Here is a 21758-nt window from a genome sequence, read left to right on the forward strand (position 1 = left end):
AAGAAGGAAAGCAAAAATGAAGACCATTCTACCTGCAGTATTGTTTGCCGCTTTCGCTACCACCTCCGCATGGGCGGCAGAGAGTGTCCAGCCACTGGAGAAAGTAGCGCCTTATCCACAAGCTGAAAAAGGCATGAAGCGTCAGGTGATTCAGTTAACTCCGCAAGAAGATGAATCTACCCTGAAAGTAGAACTGTTAATCGGTCAGACGCTGGAAGTCGATTGCAATTTGCATCGTCTCGGCGGGAAGCTGGAAAGCAAAACGCTGGAAGGCTGGGGCTATGATTATTATGTCTTTGATAAAGTAAGCTCCCCGGTTTCGACGATGATGGCCTGCCCGGATGGCAAGAAAGAGAAGAAATTTGTCACCGCGTATCTGGGCGATGCTGGAATGCTGCGTTACAACAGTAAGCTGCCGATCGTGGTGTATACGCCAGACAATGTGGATGTGAAGTACCGGGTCTGGAAGGCGGAAGAGAAAATTGACAACGCGGTAGTTCGCTAAACTGCTGTGAAGTGCTGCACTCCGTATGTCGGATAAGGCGGTCACGCCGCATCCGACATCTGGCGCACGAGCCGGTTGCCTGATGCGACGCTGACGCGTCTTATCAGGCCTACGCTACTGTGAAATGCGGCACCCCGTAGGTCGGATAAGGCGGTTACGCCGCATCCGACATCTAGCGCCCGGAGTCGGTTGCCTGATGCGACGCTGCGCGTCTTATCAGGCCTACGCTGCTGTGAAATGCGGCACCCCGTAGGTCGGATAAGGCGGTTACGCCGCATCCGACACTCAATGCCGGATGCGGCGCACCATTACAACGCAATATCCGCCACTTCTTTTTGAACGGGTTGCGGTTTCAACTGCGGTTTCGGCGTACTGTCTGCCGCCTGCGGCTTATCGTATTTCAGCCCCAGCACTTCGCTGGTGTACTGCAACTCGCGTTCTGTTGCCGCCACATCGCCGTTCAGCTTACGGCCATAAGACGGAACGATCGCTTTCAACGTTGCCTGCCATTGCGGGCTGGAAACGCGATCGCCAAATACTTTTTCCAGCAAATTCAACATAATCGGCGCGGCGGTTGACGCCCCCGGAGATGCCCCCAACAGCGCGGCAATGGTTCCTTGCTGGTCGCTGACCACTTCTGTCCCCAGACGCAGTACGCCGCCTTTATCGGCATCGCGTTTGATAATCTGCACACGCTGTCCTGCTTGCCACAAACGCCAGTCCCCTTTTTTCGCCTGCGGATAGTACTCTTTCAACGCTTCAAAACGATCCTCTTCACTCAACATCACCTGACTTACCAGATATTTCACCAGATCGAAATTATCCAGCCCGACGTGCATCATCGGCATCACGTTAGAGGTGGTGGTGGAACTCATCAGATCCCACAGTGAACCGTTTTTGAGGAATTTGGTTGAGAAGGTGGCAAATGGCCCAAACAGCACTACGCGTTTACCGTCCAGCACACGGGTATCGATATGCGGAACCGACATTGGCGGTGCGCCAACGGAGGCTTTCCCATAGACCTTCGCCAGATGATGGTTAACCACGTCCGGGTTTTCCGAAACAAGGAACTGCCCACCAACCGGGAAACCAGCGTAGTCTTTCGCTTCCGGAATACCCGATTCCTGTAACAGCTTCAGCGCCGCACCGCCCGCGCCGATAAAGACAAATTTCGCGCGGATGTTCTGTGCAGTGCCATTTTTCAGATCGGCAACGGTGACGGTCCAGGTGTTATCGTCATTACGTTTGAGGGCGCGGACTTCACTGCTGAGTTGCAGCGAGAAGTTAGATTTCTTCTGCAAGGAAGCAATTAACTGGCGGGTGATCTCGCCGTAGTTCACATCAGTGCCGATTTCTGTGCGTGTAGCCGCCACTTTCTGCTGCGGATCGCGCCCTTCCATCACTAACGGAGCCCACTCTTTGATTTGCGCGTGATCTTCAGAGTAACGCATACCGCGAAACAGCGAACTTTGTTGCAATGCCGCATAGCGGGCACGCAGGAAATTGACGTTATCTTCGCCCCAGACAAAGCTCATGTGCGGAACGGTATTGATAAATGAACGCGGAGTACGCAGCACGCCGCGCTCGACCTGGTGCGCCCAGAACTGGCGGGAAATCTGGAATGCTTCATTAATGGCGACTGCTTTTTCAATACTGATGCTGCCATCGGCGTTTTGCGGGGTGTAATTGAGTTCCATCAGCGCAGAATGCCCCGTTCCGGCGTTGTTCCAGCCGTTCGAACTCTCCTGCGCGACACCCTCCAGGCGCTCTACCATGGTCATCGACCACTCTGGCTCCAGCTCGCGTAAATAAGTCCCCAATGTGGCGCTCATAATGCCGCCGCCAATCAACAGTACATCAGTTTCCTGCTCCTCGGACGCTTTCGCTTTTGCCGCCATCGAAACGGCATTAAGCCCCACGGCCATCGAGAAGAGCATGGCAGTCACTTTTTTCATCTTGTTAATGCCTTACTTTTAGTCGCTTTATTGCAGGTGAGATTTGCGCGGCATCAACGGTAACACTTAAGTAACAACATTTAAATAATGTTTATAAATTATATTCTAATTTTAGAAACATTATAATTTCGTTGATTAATTATAGGGTTATTAGAAACGAAGGGATTTTTAGAATATTGACCTGGCGGCAGCAGTCCGCCAGGTCAGCGTCGAAATATTATGCCGTCCGGGCAACGGCATCACGCGAAGCAGCATCGCGCTCTTCGCCCGTCAGTTCGCTAAGTTGCCCGTTGCGCATCTCCAGCAGGCGGTCAGCGTGGATAAAGTAATGATCATCATGACTGATGGCGAAAATCGTTTTACCCATCTCCTGCATTAGCGGCAGCAGCACCTGATAAAACTCACGACGGAAGTGTGGGTCCTGATCCGCCGCCCATTCATCCAGCAGGATAATATCGCGTTCTTCTGCCAGCGCCAGCAACAGCGCCACGCGTTTTTTCTGCCCTTTTGATAACTTCAGGTTAACAATACGCCCGTTGCTTAACTCAAGCTTATGAGCCATTTTCAGCTGCGCCAGCCACTTCTCAACCAGTTGCGGGTTAGCGGGTTTACCCTCCGGCCCCAGCAGTTGATCAAACAGCCAGACATCGGTAAACACTGCCGAAAACAGTTTGCGATAATCTTCCGGTTGTTCGCCGCTGACAGGTTTGCCATCCAGCAAGATTTCGCCGCTTTGTGGCTGATACAAGCCCGTCAGCAACATCGCCAGCGTCGATTTTCCGCTACCGTTGCCACCAATCAGAAACAGCAGTTCACCACGTTTGATGGTGAGGTTAATCGGCCCAACGGAAAACGCGTTATCCTGATAAGCAAACGTCACGTTACGCAGCTCCAGCGTTTGCCAGTTGGGAAACGCCTGCGGGCGCGGAAACTCTGCTTTGAAAGGCGCGAGCGCGAATTTGTTCAGCTTGTTAAACGCCACCTGCGCCGTCAGCAGCGTCGGCAATGCGCCAACCGCCGAAAGCAGCGGCGTACGCAGGAATAACAGCGTCAACGAATAGGTCGCGGCAACGTTGGTATCAGCCCAACCGAGACTGTTCGCCATCCAGAACACCAGGCCGATTGCGCCCAGCATCATGATGTTTGACCAGTTCACGGCACTAAGATGGAAGGTGTCTGCGCGAATAATATGATGGCGATACTCTTGCGCATCAGGAATGTAGAGGTTGTTAAACACATACTCGGCGCGTTCACGGTTCAGAGTCAGCTCTTTGCGCCCTTCGAGTACGGTTTGAAAATCCGTGTACAGCTTGTCTTCGGTTTCACGCAGGGTCGCCATATGTTTGTACACCCGCGCCACCAGCACAAAACCGCCCCAAATGGTGACTGCCATCCAGATAGCCGTTACCAGCAACATTTTACCCGACAGCATCCACAAATACGCCGCGGAACCGATAGTGAGGATGATCCCCTGCACCAGTTCCGGCAGACGCACAAAAGCAATGGTGATATTGCGCACATCGCTGGTTAACCCCGCCAACAACGAGGCGCTACCGAGTTGTTCAATGCGCTCGACGTGAGTATCGAGAATCCGCTTGATAAATTCACTACGCAGTCGGTAAACGAAGTGATGCCCCAAAGTGGTGAGCGCCAGTTGCGATCCGAGAGTGACGGCCATCAACAGCAGCAATAACCCCAGAAACTCCGGCAACACCAGCAGACTGGTATCCGCCGTTTCGATAAGGCGCTGATTGATAAAAGCAATTAAGCCAATGCCTAATGCCGCACTGGCGAGGCTTAGCGCCATCACACTGATAAATGGCCAGCGATACTGCCGCCAGACAAGTACAAGAAGTTCCATGCAGAAAACCCGGACAATGAATTACAGCCCGCAGTTTAAACATCTCCGCGCTCACAGCAATAATAATTCTTATTTTTATTCTTTTTTACCTGCCTGACGGAATGTCAGATTGTAGCGGCAGTCGGCGGTGAGTGGATGAAAGCCCGCTTTGAGTGGTTGAATGCCGTGATAAAACAGCCGCGATTCACCGCCCCAAACCACCACGTCGCCATGCTCCAGCAACAGTCGTTTTAACGGATCATTACGTTTGAGGCCACCAAATTGAAAAATCGCGGGTAAGCCCAGAGAAACAGAAACAATCGGTGCGCGCAGATCCGGTTCGTCTTTATCCTGATGTAACGACAGTTTCGCGCCAGGGGCATAGCGGTTGATAAGACAAGCATCTGGCTGGAAATCTGGATAGCCCGCCGCCGTAGCCGCACGTTGACATAAATTATGAAAACTCTGCGGCATGGCGGGCCACGGTTTATTTGTTTGCGGATCAATGGGCGAATAGAGATAACCCTGCCGATTGGTGGTCCAGCCCAGACGCCCGCAGTTGGTCATCGCCACCGACATGGTATATCCGCCGGGTGTGACCATCTGGCGAAACGGTGACTGGCGGGCGACATTGCTGATTCCCTGCATCAGTTGCTCCGCAGTATTAAAGGCAAAACGGCGCAGGATCACCGCGCCAGGTGCCAGGGGTTCTTGCCACGGTTCAGCGTCAGCAAACAGATCCAACATTATTTTTCCTCGTTTTCAGCTTCACGGCGTAGCAACTGTGCTTTACGCGAAACACCCCAGCGGTAACCGGAAAGTGTGCCATCACCACGTACCACCCGATGACAAGGTATAACGATCGCTAACTTATTGGCGGCGCAGGCACTTGCCACGGCACGTACCGCTTTCGGTTTGCCGATGGTGTTTGCCAGTTGCTGATAACTCACAGTTTCACCGCAAGGAATGGTACGCAGCGCCTGCCAGACTTGCTGTTGAAAAGCGGTGCCGCGAATATCCAGCGGCAACGTCAGCGGCGTATCGCGCTGATTGAGGCTGGCGATCACTTCGCGTAGGCGTTGCTGAAACGTCGGGTCAGCGGGTGCGTTGTCGGCAGCGGGAAACATCTGCCGCAGTTCACTGATTAATGTCGCGTCATCATCACCCAGTAATATCGCGCAAATCCCCCGCTCGCTTTCTGCCACCAGGCAACGACCCAGCTTACAATCAGCCAGCGCATAACGCACAGCCAGGCTTTCGCCACCGTGACGAAACTGTTTAGCCGTCATGCCCAGCGTTTCATCGGCTTTACGGTAGTAACTGCTGCCGTCGGGGAATCCGGCATTGAGAATCGCCTGAGTCACGCTTTCCCCTTTTGCCAGAGATTCCCGTAAACGACGAGCGCGCCAGGCCTGTTGCCAGGCTTTAGGCGTCATTCCAGTCGTCGCTTTAAACAATCGATGCAAATGGAACGGACTCATCGCCACCTGGTCGGCTAAGGCTTCCAGCGTTACAGGCGTTTCCTGTTCCAGCAGTCGGCAGGCGTGGGTAATTTTATCAAGGCGATGTTGCTGGGGATTGGCTTTGTCTGGCTGACAACGTTTGCAGGGGCGAAAGCCAGCGGCAAGCGCCTCGCTGGCATCCGTATAGAAAGAAACGTTTTCCCGCAAGGCATGTCTGGCGCGGCAAGACGGACGGCAAAAGATGCCCGTGGTGCGCACGGCGAAGACAAATTCGCCGTCGGCGTTCGGGTCGCGGGCTAAGACAGATTGCCAGCGTTGATCATCAGTTAAGCGTGTGGCGTTTTTCATCATCAGCTCCCTGGTTAAGGATAGCCTTTAGTCTGCCCGGTCACCATCGCGCAAAAACCAACAATCTTGCGCTTTAATTTTTTTCGCTAATAAGGAAGCTTTTAAACTGCGGCGACATCCAGGTTTTAAAGCTATCGCCCTCTTTGGTGATCATATAGACCGCCAGCCCTTCCCGACGAACGACTTCTTTGGCTTTCTCCGGCCCGAGCACCATCAAACCTGTATCCCAGGCGTCGGCTTCCAGCGCCGTCGGGGCAATCACCGTCACGGAGACCAGATTGTGCTCAATGGGACGCCCGGTTTGCGGATCGATAACATGGGAAAGGCGTTTGCCGTCCAGTTCGTAATAGTTGCGATAGCTGCCGGAGGTGCTAATCCCGTGACCGTTGATATCCACCACGGCCTGAACCGCGTTCTCTTTATCGGTCGGTTTTTGGATCGCCACCCGCCACGGCTGCCCTTCGCCGTTCATGCCACGGCTGTTCAGCGCGCCCCCCACCGACACCAGATAGCGGGAAATACCTTCCTGCTCCATTAAGCGTGCCAGATGATCTGCCGCATAACCTTCGCCGACGGTGGAGAGATCGACATATAAATCCGGCAGATCTTTTTGCAGATATTGCTGATGCGACTGATTAATGACCGTCAGGTGCTGCAAACCTGTTTTGGCTTTCATCGCGTCGATCTGTTCCTGGTTCGGGATTTGTACTGGCTGTTGTTCCGGGCCAAAGCCCCACAGATTCACCAGCGGCCCGACAGTAATATCCATCGCGCCATCGGTTTTGGCGCCAATGCGCAGCGAGGTGGTGATGATATCGGCCATCGCTTCACTTACCGGCCACGGCGACAAACTTTTCGAGTCGTTAAAGCGCATCAGCGCGGAGTCTTTTTTATAGGTCGAAAGCAGCTGATCGTCGGCGTCCAGCTGGGTCTGAATCTTCTCTTTAAGTTCAGCACTGCGTTTGGCGTCAATGCCAGGGATGCTGGCACGCCAGAAGGTTCCCATCGTTTTGCCTTCAAGAACGGTAACTTCAGTAGCGTGGGATTTGGCGGGTTGTGTTTTTTGATCGCAACCAACAAAGAAGAGCGCGGCAGCCAGCAATGCCACGCGGGTAAATCTTATTTCCATACGTGATTATCCTCATGCGAACGGTCGCAAGAGTACACCAAAAAACTGCGTTTGTACGCTGAAAACAATGAAAAAAGGGCCCGCAGGCCCTTTGTTCGATATAAATCGAGATTAGAACTGGTAAACCAGACCCAGAGCTACGATATCATCAGTGTTGATGCCTGCAGCGCGGGTGAACTGGTTGTCGTCCAGCAGGTTGATTTTGTAGTCAACGTAGGTGGACATGTTTTTGTTGAAGTAGTAGGTAGCACCAACATCAACATATTTCAGGATATCTTCGTCGTCGTAGTTACGACCAGCAACGACACCCAGGTTTTTACCTTTAGACTGCAGGTATGCTACAGACGGACGCAGACCGAAGTCGAACTGATACTGAGCAACAGCTTCGAAGTTCTGTGCTTTGTTCGCCCAACCCAGGGTACCTACGCGAGTCGCGTTGTAGGTCTGGGTGTACTGAGCAGCCAGGTAGATGTTGTTAGCGTCGTATTTCAGACCACCGGTGTAGGTTTCAGCACGGTCGCCAGTACCGATGAAGCCCAGGTTGTTCTGATCCCAGGTACGTTTGGAGCTGGAAACTGCAGCACCGATACCGAAGCCTTCGTAATCATAAGTAACAGAACCGCCAACGCCGTCGCCGTTCTGACGCAGAGCACCACGACCGTTGTTGGTCATGCCTTCGCCGCTTACGCTACCGTTTTTACCCTGGTACTGAACAGCAAAGTTCAGACCGTCAACCAGACCGAAGAAGTCGGTGTTACGGTAGGTCGCGAAGCCGTTACCACGCTGCTGCATGAAGTTGTCAGAACCGTAAGTGTCGCCACCAAATTCTGGCAGTACGTCGGTCCAGGAAGTTACGTCGTAAACAACGCCGTAGTTACGACCGTAGTCGAAAGAACCAACGTCCTGGAATTTCAGACCAGCGAATGCCACACGGGTCCAGGAGTTTTCTTTGTTGTCTTCAGAGGTATTGCCCTGGATCTGATATTCCCACTGGCCGTAACCGGTCAGCTGGTCAGTAACCTGAGTTTCGCCTTTGAAACCAAGACGTACATAGGTCTGGTCGCCGTCTTCTGACTTGTTGTCAGAGAAATAGTGCAGGCCGTCTACTTTACCGTACAGATCTAATTTGTTGCCGTCTTTGTTGTAAACTTCAGCAGCGTTTGCTGCGCCTGCTACCAGCAGAGCTGGGACCAGGAGGGACAGTACTTTAACTTTCATGTTATTAACCCTCTGTTATATGCCTTTATTTGCTTTTTTATGCCACTGCATACTGATTAACCCTCATTAATCAGTCGGCAAGTCCATTCTCCCCAAAAATGCAGAATAATCCAACACGAATATGATACTAAAACTTTTAAGATGTTTCATTTGTCGCTATAGATGTTTCAAAATGTAAATATGATGGAACTTTTTAAGATTCTTGATGATTGGCGAAATAAGCACCTAACATCAAGCAATAATAATTCAAGGTTAAAATCAATAACTTATTCTTAAGTACTTGATAGCACTGAATGCCAAAACAAAATCTTCACTCGCAACTAAAATATGTCTCGCTATCATCATTAACTTTATTTATTACCGTCATTCATTTCTGAATGTCTGTTTACCCCTATTTCAACCGGATGCCTCGCATCCGGTTTTTTTTACCCTTCTTTACACAACTTTTATTTTTTTGTACTACCGCTGGAAAATTATAACGCTTGTTAATAATTCACAAAAAATTAACAAGATATAATTCCCGCCATCTTTTCTTTATCCGTAATTAATTTCGCTCTTCTTTTTTGCAGATTATTTGTACAGCAGAATGCGGTGTGTACATCTATTTCTCATCTGGCAGAACGAGACATATCGTTGAGGAATAGAGAATCATCTATCGGGTAATAGTCTGGAATTTCGCACTGTACCCTTTATACTGCCCTATCACTTCGCGAAGTTTTAACAGGTCATAAACACGAATGCGTCAGAAAGAGACAACGGCCACGACCCGCTTTTCACTCCTACCGGGGAGCATTACCCGCTTCTTTTTACTGTTGATCATTGTGTTGCTGGTGATGATGGGTGTAATGGTACAAAGCGCAGTCAACGCCTGGCTGAAAGATAAAAGCTACCAGATTGTCGACATTACTCATGCTATACAAAAGCGCGTCGATACCTGGCGTTACGTGACCTGGCAGATCTACGACAACATCGCTGCAACGACTTCACCTTCCACCAGCGAAAGTTTGCAAGAGACGCGTCTGAAACAGGATGTCTACTATCTGGAAAAACCGCGTCGCAAAACAGAAGCCCTGATCTTTGGTTCTCACGACAACTCAACGCTTGAGATGACCCAACGAATGTCTACTTATCTGGACACATTATGGGGCGCAGAAAATGTACCGTGGTCGATGTATTATCTGAACGGTCAGGATAACAGCCTGATTCTTATCTCGACCCTGCCGTTAAAAGATCTCACCTCCGGATTTAAAGAATCGACCGTCAGTGACATTGTTGATTCTCGTCGCGCAGAGATGCTGCAACAGGCTAACGCCCTGGATGAACGTGAAAGTTTTTCTAACCTGCGCCGTCTTGCCTGGCAGAACGGTCATTATTTTACCTTGCGTACAACCTTTAACCAGCCGGGACATCTGGCAACAGTGGTTGCATTTGATCTGCCTATTAATGATTTAATCCCGCCAGGGATGCCGCTGGATAGCTTCCGTCTTGAACCAGAAGCAGGTACTGCGGGTAACAATAATAATGAGAAAGAAGCAACGGATAGCGTCAGCATTAACTTTAATAGTTCGAAGATTGAAATCTCTTCGGCGCTCAACTCCACCGATATGCGGCTGGTCTGGCAGGTTCCTTACGGCACTTTGCTGCTGGATACATTGCAAAATATTCTGCTGCCACTGCTGCTGAATATCGGTTTGCTGGCACTGGCGCTTTTTGGTTACACCACCTTTCGCCATTTCTCCGGGCGCAGCACAGAAAGCGTTCCCAGCACCGCAGTGAATAACGAACTGCGTATTTTGCGAGCAATAAATGAAGAGATTGTGTCACTGCTGCCACTCGGTCTGCTGGTTCACGATCAGGAATCGAATCGCACAGTTATCAGCAATAAGATTGCCGACCATCTGCTGCCGCATTTGAATCTGCAAAACATCACCACCATGGCAGAACAGCATCAGGGGATTATTCAGGCGACCGTCAATAACGAGCTGTATGAAATTCGCATGTTCCGCAGCCAGATAGCGCCGCGTACGCAAATCTTCATCATTCGCGATCAGGATCGCGAGGTGCTGGTGAACAAGAAACTCAAGCAGGCACAGCGCCTGTATGAGAAAAACCAGCAGGGCCGGATGGCCTTTATGCAAAACATTGGCGATGCGCTGAAAGAACCCGCACGGTCACTGGCGGAGAGTGCGGCTAAACTCAACTCCCCGGAAAGCAAACAACTGGCAAATCAAGCTGATGTGCTGGTGCGCCTAGTCGATGAAATTCAGCTAGCGAATATTCTTGCGGACGATAGCTGGAAGAGCGAGACCGAGCTTTTCTCCGTACAGGATTTAATCGATGAAGTAGTGCCCGCAGTGCTACCAGCAATGAAACGCAAAGGCCTGCAACTGCTGATTAACAATCATCTGAAAGCACACGATATGCGCCGTGGCGATCGCGATGCTTTACGCCGTATTTTGCTGCTGTTGATGCAATATGCCGTCACCTCAACGCAACTGGGGAAAATTACCCTTGAGGTTGATCAGGATGAATCCTCTGACGAACGTCTGACTTTCCGCATTCTTGACACCGGAGATGGTGTAAGTATTCATGAAATGGATAATTTGCACTTCCCGTTCATCAACCAGACCCAAAGCGATCGCTATGGCAAGGCGGACCCGCTGGCATTCTGGTTAAGTGATCAACTAGCGCGAAAACTGGGCGGTCATTTAAATATTAAAACGCGGGACGGGCTTGGCACACGATACTCCGTGCATATAAAAATGCTCCCTGCTACCCCGGACGTTGAAGAGGAAGAAGAACGTTTACTGGATGATGTCACCGTGATGGTGGATGTAACTTCCACAGAAATTCGGAATATTGTCACTCGCCAGTTAGAAAATTGGGGTGCAACCTGTATCACACCCGATGAAAGATTAATTAGTCAGGATTATGATATCTTTTTAACGGATAATCCGTCTAATCTTACTGCCTCTGGCTTGCTTTTAAGCGATGATGAGTCTGGCGTACGGGAAATTGGGCCTGGTCAATTGTGCGTCAACTTCAATATGAGCAATGCTATGCAGGAAGCGGTCTTACAATTAATTGAAGTGCAACTGGCGCAGGAAGAGGTGACAGAATCGCCTATGGGTGGAGATGAAAATGCACAACTCCATGCCAGCGGCTATTATGCGCTCTTTGTAGACACAGTACCGGATGATGTTAAGAGGCTGTATACTGAAGCAGCAACCAGTGACTTTGCTGCATTAGCCCAAACGGCTCATCGTCTTAAAGGCGTGTTTGCCATGCTAAATCTGGTACCCGGCAAGCAGTTATGTGAAACGCTGGAACATCTTATTCGCGAGAAGGATGTCCCAGGAACAGAAAAATACATCAGCGACATTGACAGCTATGTCAAGAGCTTGCTGTAGCAAGGTAGCCTATTACATGAACAATATGAACGTAATTATTGCCGATGACCATCCGATAGTACTGTTCGGTATTCGCAAATCACTTGAGCAAATTGAGTGGGTGAATGTTGTCGGCGAATTTGAAGATTCCACAGCACTGATCAACAACCTGCCGAAACTGGATGCGCACGTGTTGATTACCGATCTCTCCATGCCTGGAGATAAATACGGTGACGGGATCACCTTGATCAAATACATCAAGCGTCATTTCCCTAGCCTGTCGATCATTGTTCTGACCATGAACAACAACCCGGCAATTCTTAGCGCGGTACTGGATCTGGATATCGAAGGAATCGTCCTGAAGCAAGGCGCGCCTACAGATCTGCCGAAAGCCCTCGCCGCGCTGCAAAAAGGCAAGAAATTTACCCCGGAAAGCGTATCTCGTCTGCTGGAGAAAATCAGCGCCAGTGGTTACGGTGACAAGCGTCTCTCACCTAAAGAGAGTGAAGTACTGCGCCTGTTTGCAGAAGGTTTTCTGGTTACCGAGATTGCTAAAAAGCTCAACCGTAGCATCAAAACCATCAGCAGCCAGAAGAAATCCGCGATGATGAAGTTGGGTGTCGAGAACGATATCGCCCTGCTGAACTATCTCTCTTCTGTGACCTTAAGCCCGGCAGATAAAGAGTAATCTCCCGACAGGCCAGATAAGCACCGACCGCCGGATGCGGCGTGAACGCCTTATCCGGCCTACAAATCCCAATATTTCAATACACTGCACAAACATAGGCCTGATAAGACGCGCCAGCGTCGCATCAGGCATTTGCTCCGACCGCTCCTACGATTTCCGCGCTTTCCTGACCCTCTCGGCATACATCGTCAGCGTCTGTTTTATGACATCCAGCGTCACGGGCTTCGACAGACAGCTATCCATACCGGACTCCAGACACCGCTGCTTCTCTTCAGCCAACGCATTGGCAGTCACCCCGATTACCGGCAACGTTAGCCCTAACTGACGAATACGTTGCGTTAACCGGTAACCGTCCATATTCGGCATGTTGACGTCGCTAAGCACGATATCGATATGATTCTTGCTTAGTACATTAAGCGCATCGACGCCATCATTTGCCGTTTTACACTGATAACCCAACGATCCGAGCTGATCGGCTAGTAAGCGACGGTTAATCGGATGATCGTCAACCACCAGAATCATCATGTCGTCATTGCTAGTGGAATCTTTGTCCATCAATGGCAGAACGTTGGCAGGATCATCATTTTCAATTTCTATCCGATAGATACGCGCCAGTAGCACAGGCAGTTCATGCGACGAGGCGACGCTATGCACCCACTCACCGGGCGCTTTCTCCAGCGGAATACCAATATGCCGACGGCAGAACGTCACCACCGCTCTACCCTGCCATTTTTCGCTCAGCGCCTCATCCGTAATCAACACATCCTCTGGTGAGGGTTCCTGACCTTCGTATGTTGTAACGATTACACCACTGCGCTGCAAACTGGTTTCGATAAACTGGTATAGTGACGCATTACGTACCGCCAACCAGCAGCGTTTACCCGTTAATCCTTCGACACCTTTTTTATGTGGATATTGCGCACCATACAACGGAATACGCACCGTAAACTGGCTTCCCATGCCTGGTTCAGACTCCACCGAGATGTCACCGTCCATCATGCTGATCAATTTTTCACAAATCGCCAGCCCCAGACCGGTTCCCTGGAAGTTACGCTGTACGCCCGTCCCTACCTGGAAGAAGGGATCAAAAAGCCGCACCACTTCTTTCGCCGGAATACCCACGCCAGTATCGCGAACACGAATAGAAAGATAATCACCATCAGCACGGACATGCAGAACAATGCAGCCGGTATCGGTAAATTTAATGGCGTTACTCAACAGATTGGAGATAACCTGCTGTAAACGCATCGGATCGCCGTTTAAAGCTACCGGCACATCCGGTTCAATAAAGCAGTACAAACCAAGCTGCTTTCGCACCACCAGCGGCAAATAGTTGGCGGTGATATGGTTCATCACTTCACGCGGTGAAAACTCACGTGGCTCTATCTTTAACTGTTCCGATTCAATCTTCGAGAAATCGAGAATGTCGCTGATAATTTTCAACAGCAGGCTGGAAGAGTTATTCATTGCCGTCACCAGACGGTCAACGCCTTTCGGCAACTCTTTGGTTTGCAACAGATCCAGGTTACCGATAATGCCATACAGCGGCGTTCGCAACTCGTGGCTGACGGTAGCAAGGAACATCGATTTCGACTGACTCGCCTGTTCTGCTGCCTGCGCCATCTCTTGCAACGACTCTTCCATCTTCACGCGCGAAGAAACATCGACCAGTACGCAAATCGCCACGTTTTCATTACGATAGCGAGAATGAACAAAGCTGATTTGCAGATTAGTATTGTTGCTGGTCAGGACATCGACAAAATTGACCTGCTGCCCGCAGATAATTTGCGTCAGCCGCTGGCGATCCTCATGCGTAAGCATGTTGAGATAGGTATGCGCCAGTTCGTTACTCAAAATATTGACGCCATCAGCGGTGCGCAAAATACAGATCCCCACCGGTGCGGAGGCGACAATCTTGCGATTAAACTGCTCGTGTTCTTCCAGACGCTGGGCGTCACTTTCTGCCGGAATGAAAATACGCCGCTCGTACATCCGCGCGAGGGTGAACAGCGCCGCACCAGCAATCACATTCAGCAAAATAGCGTTAAGTATCAGCATACGAATGCGTTCCAGCACCTGATCTACGGGCACCGAGTAAACAATACTTAACGATGATGGCGGCAGATTTTTCTTCAGCACCAGTTCATGGAAGCCTGGTGTATAACCAAACCAGGAACGTTCCTGCATCCAACGCGGTTCAGCCTCGATTTTGCTTTCTGGTCCGGTCAACGAAATCAGGGTATGACCATTCTCATCAAGGATAGTAACCCCCATCGGTAATGTACCTGGTAAGAAGAAGTTCTCCATCCGAATGGTTTGTTCAACGCCCAGCAAGGCCTGCAAACGGTTCGCCAGATACACCGGCGTCAGCGCGTAAAAATATCCAACGCCAGGACGCGGGCCTTCGCTGATCCAATAAAGGTTGCTGCCGCTGTCATCCTGCGGAGCATTACGATACTTATTGATGCGTTCATGCAGAGCTTTCAGGGCGGTATCGCGTTCAACCGGCATATCACGCAGGCCAAAGTTTGCCATGCAGAGGTTATCGCTGCCGATCAAAAATACGCGGTTGAGATCGTAAGCTGCAGAGAAATTATCGCGCCAGTAGCGCATAAACCACGCCAGTGACTCCAGAGAGCCACGCCAGGTGTTACTCATCGCGGAACAATCGGAATCAGCAAACAACGGTTCGAACACCGGCACATCCGCTTGCGTTTCTCGCCCACGCGGGGAAAGCACGCCGTTTTCTACAGATAAGCGATTTTCAGCAATGTACTTCAGCTCTTTCATCACGTCAGAAGTGCGCTGAATAAACCGCTGAGCCTGATCGGAACTCAGGTTAAATTCCTGACGAATCTCAGATTCTCGCTGATGCAGGGCATTGACGATGTAAAACACTGATGAAAAAGCAATCAGCAACCAGAGCAATAACGCCAATGCTCTGAACATATAGCGCGAGACTTTCAGGGTTGTGCGAAAAGAAGCAAGGTATTTCAAAGGGGCGAAGCTCCGCCTCAGGTGACCGATGGAGTGTGGTTAAGGTAGCGGTAAAAGCGTGCCACCGCAATGTTCTCTCTTCTCGGTAATATGATACACCGCCGAGAAATCATCACCTTAACCCCCGATAATCGTCATATATCGGACAAGATTGATGGATTTCAGCATGCATTATATGAAGTGGATTTATCCACGCCGCTTACGCAATCAAATGATCCTGATGGCAATCCTGATGGTCATTGTCCCAACGCTTACTATTGGTTATATCGTAGAAACGGAAGGACGTTCAGCAGTCTTATCTGAAAAAGAGAAAAAACTTTCTGCCGTGGTCAACCTGCTTAATCAGGCGCTAGGCGATCGCTACGATCTCTACATCGACTTACCGCGTGAAGAGCGTATCCGCGCATTGAATGCAGAGCTTGCCCCCATTACCGAAAATATCACTCATGCCTTTCCTGGCATAGGCGCTGGTTATTATAACAAGACGCTGGATGCGATAATCACCTATGCGCCTTCATCGCTATATCAGAATAATGTGGGCGTTACTATTGCTGCGGATCACCCTGGTCGCGAAGTTATGCGTACAAATACCCCTTTGGTTTATTCAGGCAGGCAGGTGCGCGGCGATATTTTGAATTCAATGATCCCCATTGAACGTAATGGTGAAGTCCTCGGTTATATCTGGGCCAATGAATTAACCGAAGATATTCGCCGCCAGGCCTGGAAAATGGATGTGAGGATTATCATTGTACTCACCGCCGGTTTGCTGATAAGCCTGTTGTTGATTGTGCTTTTCTCCCGTCGCCTGAGCGCCAATATAGATATCATCACCGATGGCCTCTCGACTCTGGCGCAAAATATTCCCACTCGATTACCACAATTGCCCGGTGAAATGGGGCAAATCAGTCAGAGTGTTAACAACCTCGCCCAGGCACTGCGTGAAACGCGGACACTTAACGATCTGATTATTGAAAACGCTGCCGATGGCGTCATTGCCATCGACCGCCAGGGTGATGTAACCACCATGAACCCAGCAGCAGAAGTCATCACTGGCTATCAACGTCATGAACTGGTAGGGCAGCCTTACTCCATGTTGTTCGACAATACTCAGTTCTACAGTCCAGTTCTGGATACGCTGGAACATGGCACCGAACACGTGGCGCTGGAGATCAGTTTTCCAGGCCGTGACCGCACCATTGAAATCAGTGTCACTACCAGTCGTATTCATAACACGCATGGTGAAATGATAGGTGCTTTGGTGATTTTCTCTGATTTAACTGCCCGCAAAGAAACCCAACGCCGCATGGCGCAAGCTGAACGCCTCGCCACACTGGGTGAGCTGATGGCTGGCGTGGCGCATGAAGTCCGTAATCCGCTGACGGCTATTCGTGGTTATGTACAGATCTTGCGCCAACAAACCACTGACCCAATACATCAGGAATATCTGTCCGTAGTAATCAAAGAAATCGACTCAATTAACAAAGTCATTCAGCAATTGCTCGATTTTTCACGCCCACGCCACGGTCAATGGCAACAAGTCAGCCTCAATGCATTGGTTGAAGAAACTCTGGTACTGGTGCAAACCGCCGGCGTACAAGCGCGGATCGACTTCATAAGCGAACTGGACAATGAATTAAGCCCGATTAGTGCCGATCGCGAACTGCTCAAACAGGTACTCCTGAATATCCTGATCAATGCCGTCCAGGCTATCAGTGCCCGAGGGAAAATTCGCATTCGAACCTGGCAGTACAGCGACTCACAACAGGCTATTTCAATAGAAGACAACGGCTGTGGCATTGATCTCTCGCTGCAAAAAAAGATCTTCGATCCCTTTTTCACCACCAAAGCCTCAGGAACCGGGCTTGGTCTGGCGTTAAGTCAACGCATCATTAATGCCCATCAGGGGGATATTCGCGTCACCAGTTTGCCGGGCTACGGCGCAACCTTCACCCTTATTTTACCGATCAACCCGCAGGGAAATCAGACTGTATGACCGCTATTAATCGCATCCTTATTGTTGATGATGAAGATAATGTTCGCCGTATGCTGAGCACCGCTTTTGCACTACAAGGATACGAAACACATTGTGCGAACAACGGACGCACCGCATTACACCTGTTTGCCGATATTCACCCCGACGTGGTGTTGATGGATATCCGTATGCCTGAGATGGACGGCATCAAGGCACTAAAGGAGATGCGCAGCCAGGAGACCCGGACACCCGTTATTCTGATGACGGCCTATGCTGAAGTGGAAACCGCCGTCGAAGCACTACGCTGCGGTGCTTTCGACTATGTTATCAAACCGTTTGATCTCGATGAGTTGAATTTAATCGTTCAGCGCGCTTTACAACTCCAGTCAATGAAAAAAGAGATCCGTCATCTGCACCAGGCACTGAGCACCAGCTGGCAATGGGGGCACATTCTCACCAACAGCCCGGCGATGATGGACATCTGCAAAGACACCGCCAAAATTGCCCTTTCTCAGGCCAGCGTCTTGATTAGCGGTGAAAGCGGCACCGGGAAAGAGTTGATTGCCAGAGCGATTCACTACAATTCGCGGCGGGCAAAGGGGCCGTTCATTAAAGTCAACTGCGCGGCGCTGCCGGAATCGTTGCTCGAAAGTGAACTGTTTGGTCATGAAAAAGGTGCATTTACTGGTGCACAAACCTTGCGTCAGGGATTATTTGAACGTGCCAACGAAGGTACTCTGCTCCTAGACGAAATTGGCGAAATGCCGCTGGTACTGCAAGCCAAATTACTACGCATTCTGCAGGAACGGGAATTTGAACGGATTGGCGGCCATCAGACCATAAAAGTTGATATCCGCATCATTGCTGCCACCAACCGCGACTTGCAGGCAATGGTAAAAGAAGGCACCTTCCGTGAAGATCTCTTTTATCGCCTTAACGTTATTCATTTAATACTGCCGCCTCTGCGCGATCGCCGGGAAGATATTTCCCTGTTAGCTAATCACTTTTTGCAAAAATTCAGTAGTGAGAATCAGCGCGATATTATCGACATCGATCCGATGGCAATGTCACTGCTTACCGCCTGGTCATGGCCGGGAAATATTCGAGAGCTTTCCAACGTCATTGAACGCGCCGTCGTAATGAACTCAGGTCCGATCATTTTTTCTGAGGATCTTCCGCCACAGATTCGTCAGCCAGTCTGTAATGCTGGTGAGGCAAAAACAGCCCCTGTCGGTGAGCGTAATTTAAAAGAGGAAATTAAACGCGTCGAAAAACGCATCATTATGGAAGTGCTGGAACAACAGGACGGAAACCGAACCCGCACCGCTTTGATGCTGGGTATCAGTCGCCGTGCATTGATGTATAAACTCCAGGAATACGGTATCGATCCGGCGGATGTATAACACCAAAACTTGCTATGCAGAAATTTGCACAGTGCGCAAATTTCTGCATAGCCAATCATCCTCCTTCTTAATCCCCACCTTATTTATCCTTTTATATTCAATCAGTTAAAAACAACATCAAATATTCTCATTCTGGCACTCCCCTTGCTATTCCCTGACTGTACCCACAACGGTGTATGTAAGAGGGATAAATAATGAAAACAAAATTGATGACATTACAAGACGCCTCCGGCTTCTTTCGTGACGGCATGACCATCATGGTGGGCGGATTTATGGGGATTGGCACTCCATCCCGCCTGGTTGAAGCATTACTGGAATCTGGTGTTCGCGACCTGACATTGATAGCCAATGATACCGCGTTTGTTGATACCGGCATCGGTCCGCTCATCGTCAATGGTCGAGTCCGCAAAGTAATTGCGTCACATATCGGCACCAACCCGGAAACAGGTCGGCGCATGATATCTGGTGAAATGGACGTCGTTCTGGTGCCACAAGGTACGCTAATCGAGCAAATCCGCTGTGGTGGCGCTGGACTTGGTGGTTTTCTCACTCCAACTGGTGTCGGCACCGTCGTAGAGGAAGGCAAACAGACACTGACACTCGACGGTAAAACCTGGCTGCTTGAACGCCCGCTGCGCGCCGACCTGGCGCTCATTCGCGCTCATCGTTGCGACACACTTGGCAACCTGACCTATCAACTTAGCGCCCGCAACTTTAACCCCCTGATTGCCCTTGCGGCTGATATCACGCTGGTGGAGCCAGATGAACTGGTCGAAGTCGGCGAGCTGCAACCTGACCATATTGTCACCCCTGGTGCCGTTATCGACCACATCATCGTTTCACAGGAGAGCAAATAATGGATGCGAAACAACGTATTGCACGCCGTGTGGCACAAGAGCTTCGTGATGGTGACATCGTGAATCTGGGCATTGGTCTGCCGACGATGGTCGCCAACTATTTGCCAGAAGGCATTCATATCACTCTGCAATCGGAAAACGGCTTCCTCGGTTTAGGCCCGGTCACGACAGCGCATCCAGATCTGGTTAACGCAGGCGGACAACCATGCGGCGTTTTACCCGGCGCAGCCATGTTTGACAGCGCCATGTCATTTGCGCTGATCCGTGGCGGTCATATTGATGCCTGCGTGCTCGGTGGTTTGCAGGTAGACGAAGAAGCCAACCTCGCGAACTGGGTAGTGCCTGGAAAAATGGTGCCCGGTATGGGTGGCGCGATGGATCTGGTGACCGGGGCGCGCAAAGTGATCATTGCCATGGAACATTGCGCCAAAGATGGTTCACCGAAAATTTTGCGCCGCTGCACCATGCCGCTCACTGCGCAACACGCGGTGCATATGCTGGTCACTGAACTGGCTGTCTTTCGTTTCATTGACGGCAAAATGTGGCTCACCGAAATTGCCGACGGGTGTGATTTAGCCACCGTGCGTGCCAAAACCGAAGCTCAGTTTGAAGTAGCCGCCGATCTGAATACGCAACGGGGTGATTTATGATTGGTCGCATCTCACGTTTTATGACGCGTTTTGTCAGCCGGTGGCTTCCCGATCCTCTGATTTTTGCCATGTTGCTGACGTTGCTAACGTTCGTGATCGCGCTTTGGTTAACACCACAAACGCCGATCAGCATGGTGAAAATGTGGGGTGACGGTTTCTGGAACTTGCTGGCGTTCGGTATGCAGATGGCGCTGATCATCGTTACCGGTCATGCCCTTGCCAGCTCTGCTCCGGTGAAAAGCTTGCTGCGGACTGCCGCCTCCGCCGCAAAAACACCCGTACAGGGCGTCATGCTGGTCACTTTCTTCGGTTCCGTCGCTTGTGTCATCAACTGGGGATTTGGTCTGGTTGTCGGCGCAATGTTCGCCCGTGAAGTCGCCCGGCGAGTACCTGGCTCTGATTATCCGTTGCTCATTGCCTGCGCCTACATTGGTTTTCTCACCTGGGGTGGCGGCTTCTCTGGCTCAATGCCTCTGTTGGCTGCAACACCGGGCAACCCGGTTGAGCATATCGCCGGGCTTATCCCGGTGGGCGATACTCTGTTCAGTGGTTTTAACATTTTCATCACTGTGGCATTGATTGTGGTGATGCCATTTATCACCCGCATGATGATGCCAAAACCGTCTGACGTGGTGAGTATCGATCCAAAACTACTCATGGAAGAGGCTGATTTTCAAAAGCAGCTACCGAAAGATGCTCCACCGTCCGAGCGACTGGAAGAAAGCCGCATTCTGACGTTGATCATCGGCGCACTCGGTATCGCTTACCTGGCAATGTACTTCAGCGAACATGGCTTCAACATCACCATCAATACCGTCAACCTGATGTTTATGATTGCGGGTCTGCTGCTACATAAAACGCCAATGGCTTATATGCGTGCTATCAGCGCGGCAGCACGCAGTACCGCCGGTATTCTGGTGCAATTCCCCTTCTACGCCGGGATCCAACTGATGATGGAGCACTCCGGTCTGGGCGGACTCATTACCGAATTCTTCATCAATGTTGCGAACAAAGACACCTTCCCGGTAATGACCTTCTTTAGTTCTGCACTGATTAACTTCGCCGTTCCGTCTGGCGGCGGTCACTGGGTTATTCAGGGACCTTTCGTGATACCCGCAGCCCAGGCGCTGGGCGCTGATCTCGGTAAATCGGTAATGGCGATCGCCTACGGCGAGCAATGGATGAACATGGCACAACCGTTCTGGGCGCTGCCAGCACTGGCAATCGCCGGGCTCGGTGTCCGCGACATCATGGGCTATTGCATCACTGCCCTGCTCTTCTCCGGCGTCATTTTCGTCATTGGTTTAACGCTGTTCTGACGGCAACTCTACAGACAGAAGGAAT

Annotated in this window: 15 protein-coding genes; 8 read left to right on the forward strand and 7 right to left on the reverse strand. The window is 50.7% G+C overall.

Annotated elements, in window-relative coordinates; all coding sequences use genetic code 11:
- The first annotated feature begins 16 nt into the window (after positions 1-16).
- Entirely contained in the window at positions 17-505 is a 489-nt protein-coding gene (gene eco, locus A7Z06_RS17985; RefSeq protein ID WP_000849222.1) for a serine protease inhibitor ecotin, read from the forward strand.
- A gap of 308 nt (positions 506-813) precedes the next feature.
- Here the strand turns inward: eco and mqo are convergent, their stop codons facing one another.
- The 6 genes from mqo to ompC form a co-directional block, all read right to left on the reverse strand.
- Entirely contained in the window at positions 814-2460 is a 1647-nt protein-coding gene (gene mqo / locus A7Z06_RS17990) for a malate dehydrogenase (quinone) (protein WP_105279522.1), read from the reverse strand.
- A gap of 217 nt (positions 2461-2677) precedes the next feature.
- Positions 2678-4321: a microcin J25 efflux ABC transporter YojI gene (yojI, locus tag A7Z06_RS17995; protein WP_000422208.1), complete on the reverse strand. Its 1644-nt coding sequence runs from the start codon at positions 4319-4321 to the stop codon at positions 2678-2680.
- A 75-nt stretch (positions 4322-4396) separates the two neighbouring features.
- Entirely contained in the window at positions 4397-5047 is a 651-nt protein-coding gene (gene alkB, locus A7Z06_RS18000; RefSeq protein ID WP_000884981.1) for a DNA oxidative demethylase AlkB, read from the reverse strand.
- A complete protein-coding gene (ada, locus tag A7Z06_RS18005) occupies positions 5047-6111 on the reverse strand; it encodes a bifunctional DNA-binding transcriptional regulator/O6-methylguanine-DNA methyltransferase Ada (protein WP_000786436.1) in 1065 nt (354 codons plus the stop codon). Before ada ends, alkB begins: the two co-directional genes overlap by 1 nt.
- Before the next feature lie 73 nt (positions 6112-6184).
- Positions 6185-7240 (reverse strand): FAD:protein FMN transferase ApbE, encoded by a 1056-nt coding sequence (gene apbE / locus A7Z06_RS18010; RefSeq protein ID WP_000405667.1) that lies wholly within the window; start codon positions 7238-7240, stop codon positions 6185-6187.
- Positions 7241-7351: 111 nt separating this feature from the next.
- Complete coding sequence (ompC, locus tag A7Z06_RS18015; RefSeq protein ID WP_000865604.1) at positions 7352-8458, reverse strand: porin OmpC; 1107 nt, start codon at positions 8456-8458, stop codon at positions 7352-7354.
- A 737-nt stretch (positions 8459-9195) separates the two neighbouring features.
- On the opposite strand from ompC, the gene rcsD reads away from it, so the two are divergent.
- Together rcsD and rcsB are read left to right on the forward strand one after the other, a co-directional pair.
- Complete coding sequence (gene rcsD, locus A7Z06_RS18020; RefSeq protein ID WP_001249070.1) at positions 9196-11868, forward strand: phosphotransferase RcsD; 2673 nt, start codon at positions 9196-9198, stop codon at positions 11866-11868.
- A 16-nt stretch (positions 11869-11884) separates the two neighbouring features.
- A complete protein-coding gene (rcsB, locus tag A7Z06_RS18025) occupies positions 11885-12535 on the forward strand; it encodes a response regulator transcription factor RcsB (protein WP_001516743.1) in 651 nt (216 codons plus the stop codon).
- A 147-nt stretch (positions 12536-12682) separates the two neighbouring features.
- Here the strand turns inward: rcsB and rcsC are convergent, their stop codons facing one another.
- A complete protein-coding gene (gene rcsC / locus A7Z06_RS18030; protein ID WP_000876095.1) occupies positions 12683-15532 on the reverse strand; it encodes a two-component system sensor histidine kinase RcsC in 2850 nt (949 codons plus the stop codon).
- Between the two features lie 166 nt (positions 15533-15698).
- On the opposite strand from rcsC, the gene atoS reads away from it, so the two are divergent.
- The 5 genes from atoS to A7Z06_RS18055 all read left to right on the forward strand — a co-directional run bounded on the left by atoS (position 15699) and on the right by A7Z06_RS18055 (position 21733).
- A complete protein-coding gene (gene atoS / locus A7Z06_RS18035; protein ID WP_010347615.1) occupies positions 15699-17525 on the forward strand; it encodes a two-component system sensor histidine kinase AtoS in 1827 nt (608 codons plus the stop codon).
- The gene (gene atoC / locus A7Z06_RS18040; RefSeq protein WP_000125304.1) at positions 17522-18907 is read left to right on the forward strand and encodes an acetoacetate metabolism transcriptional regulator AtoC; all 1386 of its coding nucleotides are present in this window, start codon (positions 17522-17524) and stop codon (positions 18905-18907) included. The genes atoS and atoC overlap by 4 nt, the downstream gene beginning before the upstream one ends.
- Positions 18908-19101: 194 nt before the next feature.
- Entirely contained in the window at positions 19102-19764 is a 663-nt protein-coding gene (atoD, locus tag A7Z06_RS18045; RefSeq protein ID WP_000850524.1) for an acetate CoA-transferase subunit alpha, read from the forward strand.
- Positions 19764-20414: an acetate CoA-transferase subunit beta gene (atoA, locus tag A7Z06_RS18050; protein WP_000339060.1), complete on the forward strand. Its 651-nt coding sequence runs from the start codon at positions 19764-19766 to the stop codon at positions 20412-20414. Before atoD ends, atoA begins: the two co-directional genes overlap by 1 nt.
- Positions 20411-21733 (forward strand): TIGR00366 family protein, encoded by a 1323-nt coding sequence (locus A7Z06_RS18055; RefSeq protein WP_000580275.1) that lies wholly within the window; start codon positions 20411-20413, stop codon positions 21731-21733. Before atoA ends, A7Z06_RS18055 begins: the two co-directional genes overlap by 4 nt.
- Positions 21734-21758 lie beyond the last annotated feature (25 nt).

Source organism: Escherichia sp. MOD1-EC6819, from assembly GCF_002965765.1.
Classification (GTDB): Bacteria; Pseudomonadota; Gammaproteobacteria; order Enterobacterales; family Enterobacteriaceae; genus Escherichia; species Escherichia ruysiae.

Excerpts from the sequence above, each read along its gene's own strand:
- eco (WP_000849222.1), top strand. The coding sequence starts at position 17 with ATGAAGACCATTCTACCTGCAGTATTGTTTGCCGCTTTCGCTACCACC.
- A7Z06_RS18055 (WP_000580275.1), top strand. The coding sequence starts at position 20,411 with ATGATTGGTCGCATCTCACGTTTTATGACGCGTTTTGTCAGCCGGTGG.
- alkB (WP_000884981.1), bottom strand. The coding sequence starts at position 5,047 with ATGTTGGATCTGTTTGCTGACGCTGAACCGTGGCAAGAACCCCTGGCA.
- atoD (WP_000850524.1), top strand. The coding sequence starts at position 19,102 with ATGAAAACAAAATTGATGACATTACAAGACGCCTCCGGCTTCTTTCGT.
- atoS (WP_010347615.1), top strand. The coding sequence starts at position 15,699 with ATGCATTATATGAAGTGGATTTATCCACGCCGCTTACGCAATCAAATG.
- yojI (WP_000422208.1), bottom strand. The coding sequence starts at position 4,321 with ATGGAACTTCTTGTACTTGTCTGGCGGCAGTATCGCTGGCCATTTATC.
- ompC (WP_000865604.1), bottom strand. The coding sequence starts at position 8,458 with ATGAAAGTTAAAGTACTGTCCCTCCTGGTCCCAGCTCTGCTGGTAGCA.
- rcsD (WP_001249070.1), top strand. The coding sequence starts at position 9,196 with ATGCGTCAGAAAGAGACAACGGCCACGACCCGCTTTTCACTCCTACCG.
- atoA (WP_000339060.1), top strand. The coding sequence starts at position 19,764 with ATGGATGCGAAACAACGTATTGCACGCCGTGTGGCACAAGAGCTTCGT.
- ada (WP_000786436.1), bottom strand. The coding sequence starts at position 6,111 with ATGAAAAACGCCACACGCTTAACTGATGATCAACGCTGGCAATCTGTC.
- apbE (WP_000405667.1), bottom strand. The coding sequence starts at position 7,240 with ATGGAAATAAGATTTACCCGCGTGGCATTGCTGGCTGCCGCGCTCTTC.
- atoC (WP_000125304.1), top strand. The coding sequence starts at position 17,522 with ATGACCGCTATTAATCGCATCCTTATTGTTGATGATGAAGATAATGTT.
- rcsB (WP_001516743.1), top strand. The coding sequence starts at position 11,885 with ATGAACAATATGAACGTAATTATTGCCGATGACCATCCGATAGTACTG.
- mqo (WP_105279522.1), bottom strand. The coding sequence starts at position 2,460 with ATGAAAAAAGTGACTGCCATGCTCTTCTCGATGGCCGTGGGGCTTAAT.